This window comes from Caballeronia sp. AZ1_KS37 (genome assembly GCF_023631165.1).
In the GTDB taxonomy this organism is placed as follows: domain Bacteria; phylum Pseudomonadota; class Gammaproteobacteria; order Burkholderiales; family Burkholderiaceae; genus Caballeronia; species Caballeronia zhejiangensis.
On the sequence record NZ_JALQDP010000005.1, the window covers coordinates 102,956 to 120,691 of the forward strand.

Sequence of the window (17,736 nt, forward strand, 5' to 3'; positions counted from 1 at the left end):
ATACCGGTTTCCCCGACACTTTTTTTCAGGTCGACGCTCATGTCCGGCAATACCCTTGGCACGCTCTTCACCGTCACGAATTTCGGCGAGTCGCACGGTCCGGCGATCGGCTGCGTGATCGATGGTTGCCCGCCGGGCATGGCGCTCAGCGAAGCCGATATTCAGATCGAACTCGACCGGCGCCGCCCCGGCACGTCGCGTCACGTGACGCAGCGGCAGGAAGCGGATCAGGTCGAGATTCTTTCCGGCGTCTTCGAGGGCGTGACGACCGGCACGCCGATCGCGCTCCTGATCCGCAATACCGATCAGCGCAGCAAGGACTACGGCAACATCGCGCAGACCTTCCGTCCCGGTCACGCGGACTACACCTATTGGCAGAAGTACGGCGTGCGCGACTATCGCGGCGGTGGCCGGTCATCGGCGCGGCTGACCGCGCCGACCGTCGCCGCCGGCGCGGTTGCGAAGAAGTGGTTGCGTGAGAAGTTCGGTCTCGAAACGCACGGCCGCATGAGCGCGCTCGGGGAAATCGACATTCCGTTCGTCGACTGGCGCCACGTGCCCGAGAATCCGTTTTTCTCGGCGAACGAAGCAATCGTGCCGCAGCTCGAGGAATACATGGACAACCTGCGTCGCGACGGCGATTCGGTCGGTGCGCGCATCGAAGTCGTCGCGACGGGCGTGCCGGTCGGTCTCGGCGAGCCGCTTTACGATCGCCTGGACGCCGATATCGCCCACGCGATGATGGGCCTGAACGCCGTGAAGGCCGTCGAGATCGGCGCGGGCTTCGCGAGCGTCGCGCAACGCGGCTCGCAGCACGGCGACGAAATGACGCCCGAAGGCTTCGCGACGAACAATGCGGGCGGCATCCTCGGCGGCATTTCGAGCGGGCAGGACATCACGGTGTCGATCGCCATCAAGCCGACGTCGAGCATCCGCACGCCGCGTCAGTCGATCGACAAGGACGGCGCCAGTGCAACGGTCGAGACCTTCGGCCGTCACGATCCGTGCGTCGGCATCCGCGCGACGCCGATCGCCGAAGCGCTGCTCGCGCTGGTGCTGATGGATCACGCGCTGCGGCATCGTGCGCAATGCGGCGATGTGGTCGTCGGAACGCCGAAGATCGCGGCTCAAGCGCCGTCGAATTAAAAGAAAAGGGCGCCGATTTGGCGCCCTTTGTCGTTTCAGACCTCACATGTTCGGATAGTTCGGCCCGCCGCCGCCTTCCGGCGTAACCCAGACGATGTTCTGCGTCGGATCCTTGATGTCGCAGGTCTTGCAATGCACGCAGTTCTGCGCGTTGATCTGCAGGCGCTCGTTGCCGTCGTCCGACTTGACGAACTCGTACACGGCGGCGGGGCAGTAGCGGCTTTCAGGACCGGCATACGTGCGCAGGTTCACGTTGACCGGCACGCTCGGATCCTTGAGCGTCAGATGCGGGGGCTGATTCTCTTCGTGGTTCGTGTTCGAGATGAACACCGACGAGAGACGGTCGAACGTGAGCTTGCCGTCCGGCTTCGGATAGACGATCGGCTTGCATTGCGACGCCGGCTTCAGCATCTCGTGATCCCAGTGCTGATGATGCAGCGTCCACGGCACGTTGCCGCCCATCACCTTTTGCTCCAGACCGACCATGAACGTGCCGAGGTACAGACCCTTGCTCATCCACTGCTTGAAGTTGCGCGCGCGGTAGAGTTCGGTCTTGAGCCACGAACTGTCGAACGCTTCGGGATAGGCCGTGAGTTCGTCGTTCTGGCGTCCCGCCTGAACGGCTTCGAACGCGGCTTCGGCGGCCATCTTGCCGGACTTGATCGCCGCGTGGCTGCCCTTGATGCGCGATGCGTTGAGGAAACCGGCGTCGTCGCCCGCGAGCGCGCCGCCCGGAAACGCGAGCTTCGGCAGCGACATCAGGCCGCCGGCGGTGATCGCGCGCGCGCCGTAGGAAATGCGCTTGCCGCCTTCGAGGAACGCGCGGATCGACGGATGCGTCTTGTAGCGCTGGAATTCCTCGAATGGCGACAGATACGGATTCGAATACCCGAGCCCGACGACGAAGCCGACCACCACCTGATTGTTGTCCATGTGGTAGAGGAACGAACCGCCGTAGGTGTCGGGTTCCAGCGGCCAGCCGGCCGTGTGGATCACGAGACCGGGCTTGTGCTTGACCGGGTCGATTTCCCACAATTCCTTGATGCCGATGCCGTACACCTGCGGATCGGCATTCTTGTTGAGCTTGAATTTCTCGATGAGCTGACGGCCCAGATGCCCGCGCGCGCCTTCGCAGAAAAGCGTGTATTTCGCGTGCAGTTCCATGCCGAGCTGAAAATTCTCCGTCGGCTCGCCGTCCTTGCCGACACCCATGTTGCCGGTGACGACGCCGCGCACCGAACCGTCGTCCGCATACAAGACTTCGGCGGCCGGGAAGCCCGGGAAGATCTCGACTCCCACCGCCTCGGCCTGCTGGCCGAGCCAGCGCGTGACATTGGCGAGCGATATGACGTAATTGCCGTGATTCTTGAAATTGTCGGGGAGAAGCCAGTTCGGCACCTGCTTCGCGTCGTTTTGCGACAGGAACAGGAACCGGTCTTCGGTCACTTCGACGTCGAGCGGCGCGCCTTTTTCCTTCCAGTCGGGAATGAGCTCGGACAGGCCGCGCGGATCCATGACCGCGCCGGACAGGATGTGCGCGCCGATTTCGGAGCCTTTCTCCAGGACGCACACGCCGATTTCGACGCCTTTTTCTTCCGCCAGTTGCTTCAACCGGATGGCCGCCGACAAACCGGCTGGTCCGCCGCCGACGATCACGACGTCGTATTCCATCGATTCGCGGGGACCGTATTGCTCGATGAGGCTCGCCGGGGTCATCAATGCTCCTATGTGCCGTTAGAATGCCCTTTCGGGATCGCGTATTTTCAGGGAAGGTGAAGCGGGCCGCAACCAAAGCTCGCTAATTTAGCACGATCGTACTATTATTCACGACACCCGCGCTATCGGTGTTGACGCTTATTGCCCGCATCGGCGCGCCGCGTGCCTGCCCGGGCTGAGCCAACCATAAAAAGGGAAGCACAATGGGCCGTTCGATCAACCTGGAAGGCAAGGTCGCGCTGATTACCGGCGCGTCCAGCGGTTTGGGCAAGCGTTTCGCGCAAGTGCTGTCGCAGGCGGGCGCCAAAGTGGTGCTCGCCAGCCGGCGCACGGAGCGCCTGAAGGAGCTGCGCGCCGAAATCGAGGCGTCGGGCGGCGCCGCGCACGTCGTTTCGCTCGACGTCACCGATTACCAGAGCATCAAAGCGGCGATCGCGCATGCGGAGACCGAAGCGGGTACCATCGACATCCTCGTGAATAACTCGGGCGTGTCGACCACGCAAAAGCTGACGGAGGTCACGCCCGCGGACTACGAATTCGTGTTCGGCACGAACGTGCGCGGCGCGTTTTTCGTCGCGCAAGAGGTCGCCAAGCGCATGATCATGCGCGGCAACAGCAACAGCGCGGCCAAGCCGGCCTATCGCATCATCAACGTGGCGTCGGTGGCAGGCTTGCGGGTGTTTCCGCAGATCGGCCTCTACTCGATGAGCAAGGCCGCCGTCGTGCAGATGACAAAGGCGATGGCGCTCGAATGGGGCCGACACGGCATCAACGTCAACGCGATCTGCCCGGGTTATATCGATACCGAGATCAACCACCACCACTGGAAGACCGAGCAGGGGCAAAAGCTCATTTCGTTGCTGCCGCGCCGCCGCGTGGGCTCGCCAAACGATCTCGACGGTCTTTTGCTGCTGCTCGCCGCCGACGAATCGCAGTTCATGAACGGCTCGGTCATCTCGGCGGACGACGGTTTTTCGCTTTGAACTTTTTAGCGCACGCAATGACCACGCATAACGATTTCCACACCGTCTCCGAACTTTCCATGCCGATCCGCTGGGGCGACATGGACGCCTTCGGGCATGTCAATAACACCGTCTATTTCCGCTACATGGAGCAGGTGCGTATCTCGTGGTTCGAAGAGATCGGTCTCGTCGGCGGCAATGGCGACGGGCAAGGGCCGGTGATCGTAAACGCGTCGATGGAGTTTCTGAAGCAGCTTCAGTATCCCGGCGACGTGATCGGGCGCATGTCCGTCGGCAAGCCGGGGCGCAGCAGTCTCGATACGCGCTTCGAGCTGTATCGCGCCGATGAACCCGCCGCACTGTATGCGCGCGGCGCGGCGAAAATCGTCTGGATCGACTACGCGGCGGGCAAGTCCGTGCCGCTGCCGGACATGTTGCGGCAGATCATCGAGACCGCCGCGCCCGTCGCGCCGTAAAGCGCGCGGGTCAGGTGCCGAGCAGCCGTTGCAGCAGTTCGGTCGCATTGCCCGTGTCGTACTTTCTCATGAGCCGCGCGCGGTAGATATCAACCGTCCGAGGGCTGATATCGAGCACGCGGCCGATCTGCTTGCTCGTCTTGCCCGTCACGAGCTGCGCGGCGATCTCGCGCTCGCGCGGCGTCAATTCGATCGCGACCCGCCGCGTCGCGCTCAAGTCCTCGAATGTCCAGACGCCCGCCGCGTGAGGCGCGGTCCGGTCGAGCGCGCGGCCGGTGACGTGACACCAGAACAGTTCGCCGTTCTTGCGCTTCATGATGCGGTCGTCGCTGTACGTGCCTTCCTTGCTGATATGCGCGGCGATGCGCTCGCCGATGCGCGCGAACTCGTCCGGCGAGGGATACAGCACCTCGAACGACTTGCCGATGAGCGCCTCACGCGTGGAACCGAAGATCGCGCAAAGCTGCTCGTTGCAGTCTTCGATGGTGCGCTCGCGCGAAAGCACGAGCCCGACGGGCGCAAGTTGAAACGCGGTTTGATAATCCAGTGCACGCATGTGAGATCGGGCGCGCGGCGCCTTGCGTATCGCGGCGAAAAGCGCCGGGAACCAACGCGCGCGGGCAAAGACTTATGTATTTTTGCGTATTGTGCCGGATCATCGGCACAAAGTACGCTTGTGCCACGTCAAATGGCCGCGCGATGCGCTCGAACAGTGCATCGGCGGCATCAAAAAACCGATTTTCAGTTGGTTTCAACATGGAAGGGACACACAGATGAACAAGGTCTATCCCAGCGCGAAAGCCGCGCTCGAGGACATCGTCAAGGACGGGCAGACGTTCGCCGTCGGCGGTTTCGGGCTGTGCGGCATTCCCGAAGCGCTCATCGCCGCGCTGCGCGATACGGGCGTCAAGGGCATCACCTGCATCAGCAATAACGCGGGCGTCGACGGCTTTGGCCTCGGTCTCTTGCTCGAGACGCGCCAGATCAAGAAGATGATTTCGTCGTACGTCGGCGAAAACAAGGAGTTCGAGCGCCAATACCTCGCCGGCGAACTCGAGCTCGAATTCACGCCGCAGGGCACGCTCGCCGAGAAGCTGCGCGCGGGCGGCGCGGGCATTCCGGCGTTCTTCACGAACACGGGTTTCGGCACGGTGATCGCGGAAGGCAAGGAAACGCGCCAGTTCGGCGAGAACCATTACGTGCTCGAGCATTCGCTCACGGCCGACGTCGGTCTCGTCAAGGCATGGAAGGCCGATAAATCCGGCAACCTGATCTTCCGGCGCACCGCGCGCAACTTCAACCCGATGTGCGCGATGGCCGGCAAGATCACCGTGGCCGAAGTGGAAGAAATCGTCGAGACGGGCGAACTCGATCCGGACGCGATCCATCTGCCCGGCATCTACGTGCAGCGCCTCGTGCTGAATGCGCAGCCGGAAAAGCGCATCGAACAACGCATCGTCCGCGCGAAAGGAGAGTAATCATGGCTTGGACTCGTGACCAGATGGCCGCGCGCGCGGCGCAGGAACTGCAGGACGGCTTCTACGTGAACCTGGGAATCGGCTTGCCGACGCTCGTCGCCAATCACGTTCCGGACGGCATGGAAGTGTGGCTGCAGTCGGAAAACGGTCTGCTCGGCATCGGGCCGTCGCCGTATGAAGACGAAGTCGACGCCGATCTCATCAACGCCGGCAAGCAGACCGTGACGACGCTGCCGGGCTCGTCGATCTTTTCGTCGGCGGATTCGTTCGCGATGATCCGCGGCGGCCACATCAACCTGGCGATCCTCGGCGCAATGCAGATCAGCAAGAAGGGCGATCTGGCCAACTGGATGATCCCCGGCAAGATGATCAAGGGCATGGGCGGCGCGATGGACCTCGTCGCCGGCGTGAAGAAAGTCGTCGTGCTGATGGAACACGTCGCGAAGGGCGACCAGCACAAGATCCTCGAAGAGTGCTCGCTGCCGCTGACGGGCGTGGGCGTCGTGGATCGCATCATCACCGATCTCGGCGTGATCGACGTCACCGACAATGGCCTCAAGCTCGTCGAGCTGGCCGACGGCGTGACGGTCGAGGAAATTCAGAAGAAGACGGGCGCGCCGCTCGATGTCACGAGCGTGAAGTGATAGCGGCGTGACACGAACGCCGGTTCTCTCGGCGTGAGCGCGAACACGGGCGGGCGAAGCTTTCGGAGCTTCGCCCGCTTTGCTTTTGCGGGTTTCGCCCGCATCTGTGCACGCGGGAAGGGGTCGTCCGTTCGGGATAGGCCCGCTCGATCCGGTGAGATGCGCTTTACAATCGTTTCGACACTTCCACGAGGACCTCTCCATGACCGCATCCATCGTCGCCGAAGCCGTGCATTCCGATCTGAGCGAGCCGCGCCAGCGCTTCGTGCAATGCGCGAGCCCGGCGGGTCTGCATCGCATCGCCTATACGGAGTGGGGCGATCCGGCCAATCCGCGCGTGCTGCTGTGCGTGCACGGCCTGACGCGCTCGGGACGCGACTTCGACAAGCTCGCGCAAGCGTTCGCGCGGGACTATCGCGTGGTGTGTCCGGACGTGGTCGGGCGAGGACTGTCCGACTGGCTCGCGGATCCGCGTTACTACGGCGTGCCGCAGTATGTCGCGGACATGGTAACGCTGATCGCGCGGTTGAACGTCGAGACGGTGGACTGGTTCGGCACGTCGATGGGCGGTCTCATCGGCATGGCGCTCGGCGGCTTGCCGAACACGCCGATCCGAAAGATGCTGCTCAACGATGTCGGGCCGCATATCGAACCGGTCGCGCTGCAGCGTATCGGCGAGTATCTCGGCAAGCCGGCGCGTTTCGCATCGCTCGACGAAGGCGTGCGGCACGCGGCGGCGCTCGCGTCGTCGTTCGGGGCGCTGACCGACGAGGAGTGGGCGAGCATCAACACGCCGCTCCTGCACGAGCGCGACGGTGCGTGGGGCTTTCGCTACGACCCGGGCATCGCGACGCCGTTCACGTCGGCCACCGATGAGCAGAATGCGGCCGGCGAGGCGTTTCTTTGGCGCTCGCTCGCGTCGATCAGGACGCCGGTGCTCGTCGTGCGCGGCGAGAGCTCGGATTTGCTGTCGCGCGAGACGGTCGCGCAAATGGTCGAGAAAGGTCAGGCCGTGACGAGCGCCGAGATCCCGGGCGCGGGTCACGCGCCGGCGTTTCTTGTCGAAGATCAAATCGCCATCGCCAGGGGGTTCTTTCTCGGCGATGACGCGAGCGGGGCATAATATTGGGCTGAACATAAGGTGCTTGCGCGCCGCTTGCGCTTCTTTTCTCACCATCACCGATCAGGAACAAACAATGGCAGTCATTCGTCATCACGTCGGGCCGCGCCTTTCCGAAACCGCGATCCACAACGGCACGGTGTATCTCGCCGGCCAGATCGCCGAGGACACGGACCAGGACATCACCGGTCAGACGCGCGAAGTGCTCGGTCACATCGACCGCCTGCTCGAAGAGGCGAACAGCGACAAGTCGCACTTGCTGTCGGTGCAGATCTATATCTCGGACATGATCCACTTCCCCGGCATGAACGCCGTGTGGGACTCGTGGGTCGCGGAAGGCAACACGCCGCCCCGCGCCACCGTCGAGGCGAAGCTCGCCAATCCGGCGTGCCTCGTGGAAATCGTCGTGATCGCCGCACAGCGCAACTGAATCGAGTCGTCTGAAGTATTGGCATCGCCCGAATGACCGAGACCGCCGTCCCCACCGAAACGTTGCCCGAGCCGTCCATCGACGACGCGCTCGCGTTCGTGCGCGAGCACGCGAAGGACGCGCGCGTCTCGACGGGCGAACTGCTCGCGGACCACGCTGCCGGCACCGCGCGCATCATGCAGACGCTCAACGTCGATTCGCACGCGGTCGCCGCCGCGGCGCTCTTCGTGCTGGCGCCGCATCTCGACGATCCGGAGAAGGTGATCGCGGAGCGCTTCGGCCCGGAAGTGCAGCGGCTCGTCGGCGATGTGCGCAAGCTGTTGCGGCTTGGTTCGGTCAGCTCGCGCGCGACGCTCGCGGAACTGCCTGAAAACACGCGCGACGCGCAGGCCGCGCGCCGTGCGCAGGTCGAAGCGTTGCGCAAGATGTTGCTTGCGTTCGCGCAGGACATTCGCGTGGTGCTGATCCGGCTCGCCTCGCGCGTGCAGACGCTGCGCTACTACGCCGCGCACAAGATCGAACCGTCGCCCGACGTGCCGCGCGAGACGCTGGAGATTTACGCGCCGCTCGCCAACCGGCTCGGCATCTGGCAACTGAAGTGGGAACTCGAAGACCTGTCGTTTCGCTTCGAAGATCCGGTCACGTACAAACGCATCGCGAAGCTGCTCGACGAGAAGCGCGTCGAGCGCGAGACCTATGTGACCGAGGCCATCGCTCGTCTGCAGAAGGAACTGGAAACCGCGCACATCAAGGCGGACGTCAGCGGACGGCCGAAGCACATCTACAGCATTTGGAAGAAGATGCGCGGCAAGCAGCTGGATTTCGCCGAACTGAACGACGTGCGCGCATTTCGCGTGATCGTCGGCGACATCAAGGATTGCTACACCGTGCTCGGCATCGTGCACAACCTGTGGCAGCCGGTGCCGCGTGAGTTCGACGATTACATCTCGCGTCCCAAGCCCAACGGCTACAAGTCGCTGCATACGGTCGTGATCGGCGACGACGGGCGCGCATTCGAAGTCCAGATTCGCACGTACGAGATGCATCAGTTCGCCGAGTACGGCGTGGCCGCGCACTGGCGGTACAAGGAAGCGGGCGCGCGTGGCTATGCGGGGCAGGTGACCGCGAGCGAGAAATACGACGAGAAGATCGCATGGTTGCGTCAGCTTCTCGCGTGGAAGGACGACGTCGAAGGCGAGCATCCCGGCTGGCAGCATCTGCGTGACGCGACACTCGACGACGACCATATCTACGTGCTGACGCCGCAGGCGCGCGTGATCGCGTTGCCGCAAGGCGCGACAGCCGTCGATTTCGCATATCACCTGCACAGCGAGCTCGGACATCGTTGTCGGGGCGCTCGCGTCGATGGCGCGATGGTGCCGCTCAACACGCCGCTGCAAAACGGACAGACGGTCGAGATCGTCGCGGTGAAGGAGGGCGGTCCGTCGCGCGACTGGCTCAATCCGCAGCTCGGCTATCTGCATAGCGCCCGCGCGCGGCAGAAAGTGCGCTCGTGGTTCCTCGCGGCGGATGCGGCGGAGAACATCGCGGCCGGACGGAGCATCGTCGAGAAGACCTTGCAGCGCGAGGGAAAGACGTCGGTCAGTCTCGAACAACTCGCGGCCAAACTCGGCTTCAAGGCGCCCGAGGAGCTTTACGCACTCGTCGCGAAGGACGAGTTCAGTCTGCGCAACATCGAGCAGGCGCTCTCCGATGCGCCGCCGCCCGAGCCCGAACCCGAAGCGCCCGAGCAGTTCGAGAAGCGCAGCAGCGGGCAAAGCGTGGCGCACGGAGCGTCGACGGGCGTGCTCGTCGTCGGTGTCGATGCGCTGCTCACGCAACTCGCGCGTTGCTGCCGCCCGGCGCCACCCGATCCGATCGCGGGATTCGTCACGCGCGGCAAAGGCATGTCGGTGCACCGGACCGATTGCGAAACGTTCAAGCGCATGGCCGAGCGCTCGCCCGAACGCGTGCTGCACACGACTTGGTCCGCCGAGGTGATGAACGGGCGTGGCTCGTCCGTTTATCCGGTGGACCTTTCGGTTGAATCGGCGGATCGCCAGGGCTTGCTGCGCGACATCTCCGAAGTGTTCGCGCGCGAGAAGATCAACGTGATCGGCGTGAAGAGCCAGAGCCGCAGGAATGTCGCGTATATGCAGTTCACCGTGGAAGTGTCGAGTGCAGCGCAGATTCAACGCGCATGCACGCTGCTCGGCGAAGTGCAGGGCGTGATTCGCGCTTCGCGTCGCGCGTAGCATTTAGAAGGGATTGAACGGATTGGCGAATATTTTCGATTTTTCTGGAGATAAGCACTTGCCAACATCTGAAACACTCCATATAATCTCACTTCTTTCAGGCTCGTAGCTCAGCTGGTTAGAGCACCACCTTGACATGGTGGGGGTCGTTGGTTCGAGTCCAATCGAGCCTACCAACGAAAACGAAATTCAGCGGACTTCGGTTCGCGGGGTTTCAAACCGCAAGAAGCGCGCAGCGCAAAAGGCGAAAAAACATGGCACGTCGAACGTTGACCGAAACAACTTCGGAGCGACGCTAGTCGAGGACCATATTCGCCTTCTGCCAAATTGTTTCGCGGTATGTGTGAAAAGTGAATGCGGCCCCTCGATAGCGGGGCCGCATTTTTTTTGTCTTGCGATTTTCAAAACGAAATCGCGTGGCAATGCTTAATCGAATCGCCCGGCATGTGCCGGCGTCTTGGAGAACGATATGGTTTCGGTACGTTTGCCTGATGGGTCGGTCCGACAATACGACCACCCGGTGACCGTCGCGGAAGTTGCGGCATCGATCGGCGCGGGCCTCGCCAAGGCGGCGCTCGCCGGCAAGCTCAACGGCGAACTCGTCGACACCTCGTTTCTGATCGACAAGGATTCGTCGCTCGCGATCGTCACCGACAAAGACCCGGAAGGCGTCGATGTCGTGCGTCACTCGACCGCGCACTTGCTGGCCTATGCCGTGAAGGATCTGTTCCCCGAGGCGCAAGTAACCATCGGGCCGGTCATCGACAACGGCTTCTACTACGATTTCTCGTACAGCCGTCCGTTCACGCCCGAAGATCTCGAAAAGATCGAGAAGCGCATGCAGGAGCTCGCGAAGAAGGACGAGCCGGTGTCGCGCCGCGTCGTCTCGCGCAACGAGGCCGTCGAGTACTTCAAGAGCATCGGCGAGGCGTACAAGGCCGAGATCATCGAATCGATTCCGGAAAGCGACGAGATCCGGCTTTACGCGCACGGCAATTTCATCGACCTGTGCCGAGGCCCGCACGTGCCGTCCACCGGCAAGCTCAAGGTTTTCAAGCTGATGAAAGTCGCGGGCGCGTACTGGCGCGGCGATTCGAAGAACGAGCAACTGCAGCGCATCTACGGCACCGCGTGGACCAAGAAGGAAGACCAGGAGCAGTACCTCCACATGCTGGAAGAAGCCGAGAAGCGCGATCACCGAAAGCTCGGCAAGCAGCTCGACCTGTTCCATCTGCAGGACGAAGCGCCGGGCATGGTGTTCTGGCATCCGAAGGGCTGGTCGCTATGGCAGCAGGTCGAGCAGTACATGCGTCGCCGCGTGAACGAAGCCGGCTATCTCGAAATCAAGACTCCCATGGTGATGGACCGTTCGCTGTGGGAAGCATCGGGGCACTGGCAGAACTATCGTGAAAACATGTTCACGACCGAGTCGGAAAAGCGCGACTACGCGATCAAGCCGATGAACTGCCCGGGCCACGTCCAGGTGTTCAATCACGGCTTGCGCTCGTACCGCGACTTGCCGCTGCGTTACGCGGAGTTCGGTTCGTGCCATCGCAACGAGCCGTCGGGCGCGCTGCACGGTCTGATGCGCGTGCGGGGCTTCGTTCAGGACGATGCACATATCTTCTGTACCGAAGATCAGTTCATCGCGGAATCGATCGCGTTCAACACGCTCGCGATGAGCGTGTATAAGGATTTCGGCTTCGATCACATCGACATCAAGCTGTCGCTGCGTCCGGAACAGCGCGCCGGCACCGATGAAACCTGGGATCGCGCGGAGCAGGGCCTGCGCGAAGCGCTGACCGCGTGCGGCCTTCAGTGGGAAGAGCTCGCGGGCGAGGGCGCGTTTTACGGTCCGAAGATCGAGTATCACATCAAGGATGCGCTCGGCCGCTCGTGGCAATGCGGCACGCTGCAGCTCGACATGGTGCTGCCGGAGCGTCTCGGCGCGGAGTACGTGGCGGAAGACAACAGCCGCCGCCGTCCGGTGATGCTTCATCGCGCAATCGTCGGATCAATGGAGCGTTTCCTCGGCATTCTGATCGAGCATCATGCCGGCGCAATGCCGCCGTGGCTCGCGCCGATCCAGGCCGTTGTGCTGAATATTGCTGAAAGTCAGGCCGAATATGCCGGAAATCTGGCTCAATCGTTGCAAAAACAAGGGCTTAGAGTAGAGTCCGATTTGCGCAATGAGAAGATTAGCTATAAAATACGCGAGCACACGCTGCAAAAGGTGCCGTATTTGCTGGTCGTCGGCGACAAGGAGCGTGATGCACAAACCGTAGCCGTGCGTGCTCGTGGCGGTGTCGATCTGGGCGTGATGCCGGTCGACGCATTCCTCGAACGTCTGCAGCAGGAAGTGCGGGCGTTCAAGTAAGTCACTCGCAGCGCGGCTTGTTTTTTCATTTTTAGAGGAAACGTAACATCGCTACTGATAAGTCGTCACATCGCATCAACGGTGAGATTACCGCGCCGGAAGTGCGTTTGGTCGGAGTGGACAACGAGCCGCTCGGAATCGTGAAACTGGCCGAGGCGTTCCGTCAATCGGAGCAACTCGACGTGGATCTCGTCGAAATCGCGCCGCAGGCTTCGCCGCCTGTCTGCCGTTTGATGGATTACGGCAAGTTCAAGTATTCGGAAGCGAAGAAGCAGCACGAAGCGAAGTTGAAGCAGAAGATCGTGCAGGTGAAGGAAGTCAAATTCCGCCCCGGCACGGATGACGGTGACTACAACGTCAAGCTGCGCAACCTCACGCGCTTCCTCGAAGACGGCGACAAGACGAAAATCACGTTGCGTTTCCGCGGTCGCGAAATGGCGCACCAGGAAATCGGCATGCGTATGCTCGAGCGCCTGAAGTCCGATCTGGACGAATATGGCCAGGTCGAGCAGATGCCGAAGATGGAAGGGCGTCAGATGATCATGGTGCTTGCCCCGAAGAAGAAGGGCAAGTAACCGAACAGCAGTAGGGCGATGGATCGCGCGCCGTCGAAAGGCGGTCGGCGCGGCATTGCCGGCGGTTTCAGGCCGGCGTCATTTCGGTGACGCCGGTTATGAAAAGCGGCGGTTCTTCACCGAACCGTTCGCACACAAGTGGAGCGTGGGTTTCGAAGGGCGGGAAGGGGTTCGCGGGCAGTATCGGCGGATCATCCGCACACCCATGACCATCTAATAAACTGGAGTTGTTTCATGCCGAAGATGAAGACCAAGAAGAGTGCTGCAAAGCGCTTCGTGGTGCGTCCGGGCGGTACCGTCAAGCGCGGTCAGGCTTTCAAGCGCCACATTCTTACCAAGAAAACCACCAAGAACAAACGCCATCTGCGTGGCGCCACGGCCGTTCATGATTCCGATCTGAACTCCGTCCGCGCAATGCTGCCGTTCGCCTAACCTCATCTAACTTAAGGAGAGCAACATGCCTCGAGTAAAACGTGGGGTTACCGCACGGGCCCGTCACAAGAAGATCATCCGTCTGGCCAAGGGTTACCGCGGCCGTCGCAATAACGTCTATCGCATCGCCAAGCAGGCGGTCATGCGCGCAGGCCAATACGCCTACCGCGATCGCCGCAACAAGAAGCGTGTGTTCCGCGCACTGTGGATCACGCGTATCAACGCGGCGGTGCGTCAGCACGACATGACCTACAGCGTGTTCATCAACGGCCTGAAGAAGGCTTCGATCGAACTCGACCGCAAGGTTCTGGCTGACATGGCTGTGTTCGACAAGGCTGCTTTTGCTGCGATCGTGAAGCAGGTGAAAGCCGCCGTTGCAGCCTAATTGCGAAATTAGTACTGCGTGGTTCGCCTCCTCGTCGCCGCATCGTAGAAATACGTTGACGGCGGCGCGAAGGCAGAAAACGGGGCTCTCACCGAGCCCCGTTTTTGTTGGTCGGACGGTTTTGCGCATCTCATGCCCATCGTGGAGCGTGGATGAGCAAAACCGAACCTCAGATTGAATTTCGACGCTAAAAGATGGGATCAATGGATCTGGACCAGATTGTCGCCAACGCGAAAAGCGCCTTTGAACACGCCGCCGATACCACCACGCTCGAAAACGAGAAGGCACGGTTCCTCGGCAAGTCCGGCGCGCTGACCGAATTGCTGAAGGGATTGGGCAAGCTCGATCCGGAAGCGAAGAAGACAGAAGGCGCGCGCATCAATCAGGCAAAGCAGCAGGTTGAAGCCGCGCTGAACGCGCGCCGTCAGGCGCTGGCCGACGCGCTGCTGAATCAGCGTCTCGCGTCGGAAGCCATCGACGTCACGCTACCGGGACGCGGCGCGGGTGCGGGCACGCTGCATCCGGTGATGCGTACGTGGGAGCGCGTCGAACAAATCTTCCGCACGATCGGTTTCGATGTCGCCGACGGTCCGGAAATCGAGACCGACTGGTACAACTTCACGGCGCTGAACAGCCCGGAGAACCATCCGGCGCGCTCGATGCAGGACACGTTCTACGTCGACGGCAAGGACGCGGATGGCCGTCCGCTTTTGCTTCGCACGCATACGAGCCCGATGCAGGTGCGCTACGCGCGCATGAACAAGCCGCCGATCAAGGTGATCGTGCCGGGCCGGACGTATCGCGTGGACAGCGACGCCACTCATTCGCCGATGTTCAACCAGGTCGAAGGCCTGTGGATCGAAGAGAACATCAGCTTTGCGGATCTGAAGGGCGTCTACACCGATTTTCTGAAGAAGTTCTTCGAGCGCGACGACATTCTCGTGCGCTTCCGTCCGTCGTATTTTCCGTTCACGGAGCCGTCCGCCGAGATCGACATGATGTTCGAACACGGCAAGAACGCGGGCAAATGGCTGGAAATCTCAGGCTCGGGGCAGGTGCATCCGACCGTCATCCGCAACATGGGCCTCGATCCGGAGCGCTATATCGGCTTCGCGTTCGGCAGCGGCCTCGAGCGCCTGACGATGCTGCGCTACGGCGTGCAGGATCTGCGTCTGTTCTTCGAGAACGATCTGCGTTTCCTGCGTCAGTTCGCGTAAAGCACTTAGCGCCCGCGGCGATCGCTTCTCGATAAGCGGCGATCGTGAGACTCCAAACATTTCGAACGTAGACACACATGCAATTCCCAGAATCCTGGCTCCGCAGTTTCGTCGATCCCAAGCTCTCCACCGACGAACTCGCGCACGCGCTGACGATGGCCGGCCTCGAAGTCGAAGACCTGCGCCCGGTCGCGCCGCCGACCACGAAGATCGTCGTGGGCCAAGTGCTCGAAGTCGCCAAGCATCCGAACGCCGACAAGCTCAACGTCTGTCAGGTCGATGCGGGCACGGGCGAGACGCTCAATATCGTGTGCGGCGCGCCGAACGTGTCGCCGGGCATCAAGGTGCCGGTCGCGCTGATCGGCGCCGTGCTGCCGCCGGCCGAAGCGGGCGGCGAGCCTTTCGCGATCAAGCCGACGAAGCTGCGCGGCGTCGACAGTCAAGGCATGCTGTGCTCCGCACGTGAGCTCAAGCTGTCGGAAGATCACAGCGGTCTCTTGATCCTGCCGACCGATGCGAAGGTCGGCCAGGACATCCGCGAGGCGCTCAATCTCGACGACACCGTCTTCGAAATCAAGCTCACGCCGAACAAGGCAGACTGCCTGTCGGTGTTCGGCGTTGCGCGCGAGACGGCAGCGATCACCGGCGCGCCGCTCAAGCAACCGGACATGCCGGCCGTCGAAACGAAGCTCGACGAAAAGCTGCCGGTCAAGGTGCTCGCGCCCGATCTGTGCGGGCGCTTCTCGGGCCGCGTGATTCGCGGCGTGAACGCCCGCGCGAAGACGCCGCAATGGATGGTCGAGCGTCTGGAACGTGCGGGCCAGCGCAGCATCTCCGCGCTCGTCGACATCTCCAATTACGTGATGCTCGAACTCGGCCGTCCGACGCACGTGTTCGATCTCGATAAGATTCACGGCGCGATCGAAGTGCGCTGGGGCAAGAAGGGCGAGTCGCTGAAGCTCCTGAACGGCAACACCGTCGAGCTCGATGAAACCGTCGGCGTGATCGCCGACGATCGCCACGTCGAAAGTCTCGCGGGCATCATGGGCGGCGACAGCACGGCCGTCTCGCTCGACACCACCAACATCTATCTCGAAGCCGCGTTCTGGTGGCCGGACGCGATCCGCGGCCGCGCGCGCAAGTACAACTTCTCGACCGATGCGGCGCATCGCTTCGAGCGCGGCGTCGATTATTCGACGACCGTCGAGCATATCGAACGCATCTCGCGCCTGATCCTCGACATCTGCGGCGGCGAAGCGGGTCCGGTCGACGATCAGATCGTCAACGTGCCGGATCGCAATCCGGTGTCGATGCGCGTGTCGCGCGCGCATCGGATCATCGGCGTAGAGATCGGCGCGGAAGAGATCGCGCAGATCTTCACGCGTCTGAACCTCGCGTTCGAGCGCGACGGCGACACCTTCAAGGTCACGCCGCCGCCGTATCGCTTCGATATCGAGATCGAGGAAGACCTGATCGAGGAAGTCGCGCGCATCTACGGTTTCGAGAAGATTCCGGCGCGCCCGCCGGTCGCGCGCAGCGAGATGCGCATCACGAACGAAACGAAGCGCTCGATCCATACGCTGCGCCACGAAGTCGCCGCGCGCGACTACTCGGAGACGGTGAACTTCAGCTTCGTCGATGCCGAGTGGGAGAAGGACTTCGCCGGCAACGATAATCCGATCAAGCTGCTGAACCCGATCGCGAGCCAGCTCTCGGTCATGCGTTCGACCATGTTCGGCAGCCTCATCGAAGTGCTGCGTCATAACCTGAATCGCCGCGCAGACCGCGTGCGCGTGTTCGAAGCGGGGCGCGTGTTCCATCGCGACGCAACGGTTAAAGCGGGCGAACTGACGGTCGAAGGCTTCGCGCAACCGAAGATGATCGGCGGGCTCGCGTATGGTCCGGTGGTCGAGGAACAGTGGGGCGTGGCCACGCGCAACGTCGACTTCTTCGACGTGAAGGGCGATGTCGAAGCGCTCTTCGCGCCCGTCGTGCCGCGCTTCGTTAAGGCGGAGCATCCGGCGTTGCATCCGGGACGCAGCGCGCGCATCGAGGTGGCGGGGCGCGCGGTCGGCTGGATCGGCGAACTGCATCCGCGCTGGCTGCAAAAGTACGACTTGCCGAACGCGCCGATCCTCTTCGAAATCGACGCCGACGCGTTGATGGATCGCGCATTGCCGGCGCCGTCCGAAGTGTCGAAATTTCCGCCGGTGCGTCGCGATATCGCGATTGTCGTGGATCAAAACGTGGCGGTTCAGGCGCTGCTCGACGAGCTCGAAAGCGCGCGCGCGGAAGCGGCGTGCAGGTACGTCACGAAGGTTGCCCTTTTCGATGAATTTCGTCCAAAATCAAATACTTCCGGTGGCTTGGGAGCGCATGAGAAAAGTCTTGCCTTCCGTGTAACGTTGCAAGATACTGGCGGCACGCTTCAGGACGAAACGGTCGATACGGCTATCAAAACGCTGGTGGATCGCCTGGCTCGAGTACACGGCGCGCGGTTGCGCGGATAGCCTTCAGTTGGCC

General features: G+C 62.1%; 16 protein-coding genes and 1 tRNA gene. 15 read left to right on the forward strand and 2 right to left on the reverse strand.

What is annotated here, in order from left to right; all coding sequences use genetic code 11:
• Positions 1-39 precede the first annotated feature (39 nt).
• Positions 40-1,146: a chorismate synthase gene (aroC, locus tag NCS00_RS05805; RefSeq protein WP_250439580.1), complete on the forward strand. Its 1,107-nt coding sequence runs from the start codon at positions 40-42 to the stop codon at positions 1,144-1,146.
• Between the two features lie 42 nt (positions 1,147-1,188).
• Here aroC and NCS00_RS05810 read toward each other — a convergent pair whose 3' ends face one another.
• Positions 1,189-2,862, reverse strand: a complete 1,674-nt coding sequence (locus NCS00_RS05810) for an electron transfer flavoprotein-ubiquinone oxidoreductase (RefSeq protein ID WP_008350326.1) — start codon at positions 2,860-2,862, stop codon at positions 1,189-1,191.
• 203 nt (positions 2,863-3,065) lie between these two features.
• On the opposite strand from NCS00_RS05810, the gene NCS00_RS05815 reads away from it, so the two are divergent.
• Complete coding sequence (locus NCS00_RS05815) at positions 3,066-3,845, forward strand: SDR family oxidoreductase (protein WP_008350325.1); 780 nt, start codon at positions 3,066-3,068, stop codon at positions 3,843-3,845.
• Positions 3,846-3,862: 17 nt separating this feature from the next.
• Positions 3,863-4,300, forward strand: a complete 438-nt coding sequence (locus NCS00_RS05820) for an acyl-CoA thioesterase (protein WP_250439582.1) — start codon at positions 3,863-3,865, stop codon at positions 4,298-4,300.
• Between the two features lie 10 nt (positions 4,301-4,310).
• On the opposite strand, the gene NCS00_RS05825 is transcribed toward NCS00_RS05820, so the two are convergent.
• Entirely contained in the window at positions 4,311-4,856 is a 546-nt protein-coding gene (locus NCS00_RS05825) for a LuxR C-terminal-related transcriptional regulator (protein ID WP_008350321.1), read from the reverse strand.
• A gap of 217 nt (positions 4,857-5,073) precedes the next feature.
• Here NCS00_RS05825 and NCS00_RS05830 point away from each other — a divergent pair, with 217 nt between their 5' ends.
• The 12 genes from NCS00_RS05830 (at position 5,074) to pheT (ending at position 17,723) form a co-directional block, all read left to right on the forward strand.
• The gene (locus NCS00_RS05830; protein ID WP_008350318.1) at positions 5,074-5,778 is read left to right on the forward strand and encodes a CoA transferase subunit A; all 705 of its coding nucleotides are present in this window, start codon (positions 5,074-5,076) and stop codon (positions 5,776-5,778) included.
• A 2-nt stretch (positions 5,779-5,780) separates the two neighbouring features.
• Complete coding sequence (locus NCS00_RS05835) at positions 5,781-6,422, forward strand: CoA transferase subunit B (protein WP_008350316.1); 642 nt, start codon at positions 5,781-5,783, stop codon at positions 6,420-6,422.
• A gap of 202 nt (positions 6,423-6,624) precedes the next feature.
• Positions 6,625-7,545 carry an alpha/beta fold hydrolase gene (locus tag NCS00_RS05840; protein ID WP_250439584.1) on the forward strand — a complete coding sequence of 307 codons (921 nt, stop codon included), beginning with the start codon at positions 6,625-6,627 and terminating at the stop codon, positions 7,543-7,545.
• Positions 7,546-7,618: 73 nt separating this feature from the next.
• The gene (locus NCS00_RS05845; RefSeq protein ID WP_008350311.1) at positions 7,619-7,972 is read left to right on the forward strand and encodes a RidA family protein; all 354 of its coding nucleotides are present in this window, start codon (positions 7,619-7,621) and stop codon (positions 7,970-7,972) included.
• Between the two features lie 32 nt (positions 7,973-8,004).
• Positions 8,005-10,227: a RelA/SpoT family protein gene (locus tag NCS00_RS05850; protein WP_034472050.1), complete on the forward strand. Its 2,223-nt coding sequence runs from the start codon at positions 8,005-8,007 to the stop codon at positions 10,225-10,227.
• Between the two features lie 99 nt (positions 10,228-10,326).
• Positions 10,327-10,403, forward strand: a tRNA-Val gene (locus NCS00_RS05855).
• A gap of 293 nt (positions 10,404-10,696) precedes the next feature.
• Positions 10,697-12,604: a threonine--tRNA ligase gene (thrS, locus tag NCS00_RS05860; protein ID WP_008350308.1), complete on the forward strand. Its 1,908-nt coding sequence runs from the start codon at positions 10,697-10,699 to the stop codon at positions 12,602-12,604.
• A 47-nt stretch (positions 12,605-12,651) separates the two neighbouring features.
• On the forward strand, positions 12,652-13,179 hold the full coding sequence (gene infC, locus NCS00_RS05865) for a translation initiation factor IF-3 (protein ID WP_075583511.1): 528 nt from the start codon (positions 12,652-12,654) through the stop codon (positions 13,177-13,179).
• A gap of 234 nt (positions 13,180-13,413) precedes the next feature.
• Positions 13,414-13,611 carry a 50S ribosomal protein L35 gene (gene rpmI / locus NCS00_RS05870; RefSeq protein WP_004191477.1) on the forward strand — a complete coding sequence of 66 codons (198 nt, stop codon included), beginning with the start codon at positions 13,414-13,416 and terminating at the stop codon, positions 13,609-13,611.
• 25 nt (positions 13,612-13,636) lie between these two features.
• Positions 13,637-13,996: a 50S ribosomal protein L20 gene (gene rplT / locus NCS00_RS05875; RefSeq protein ID WP_008350196.1), complete on the forward strand. Its 360-nt coding sequence runs from the start codon at positions 13,637-13,639 to the stop codon at positions 13,994-13,996.
• A 203-nt stretch (positions 13,997-14,199) separates the two neighbouring features.
• Positions 14,200-15,213 carry a phenylalanine--tRNA ligase subunit alpha gene (gene pheS, locus NCS00_RS05880; RefSeq protein WP_250439586.1) on the forward strand — a complete coding sequence of 338 codons (1,014 nt, stop codon included), beginning with the start codon at positions 14,200-14,202 and terminating at the stop codon, positions 15,211-15,213.
• Positions 15,214-15,290: 77 nt separating this feature from the next.
• Positions 15,291-17,723 (forward strand): phenylalanine--tRNA ligase subunit beta, encoded by a 2,433-nt coding sequence (gene pheT, locus NCS00_RS05885; protein WP_034472046.1) that lies wholly within the window; start codon positions 15,291-15,293, stop codon positions 17,721-17,723.
• Positions 17,724-17,736 lie beyond the last annotated feature (13 nt).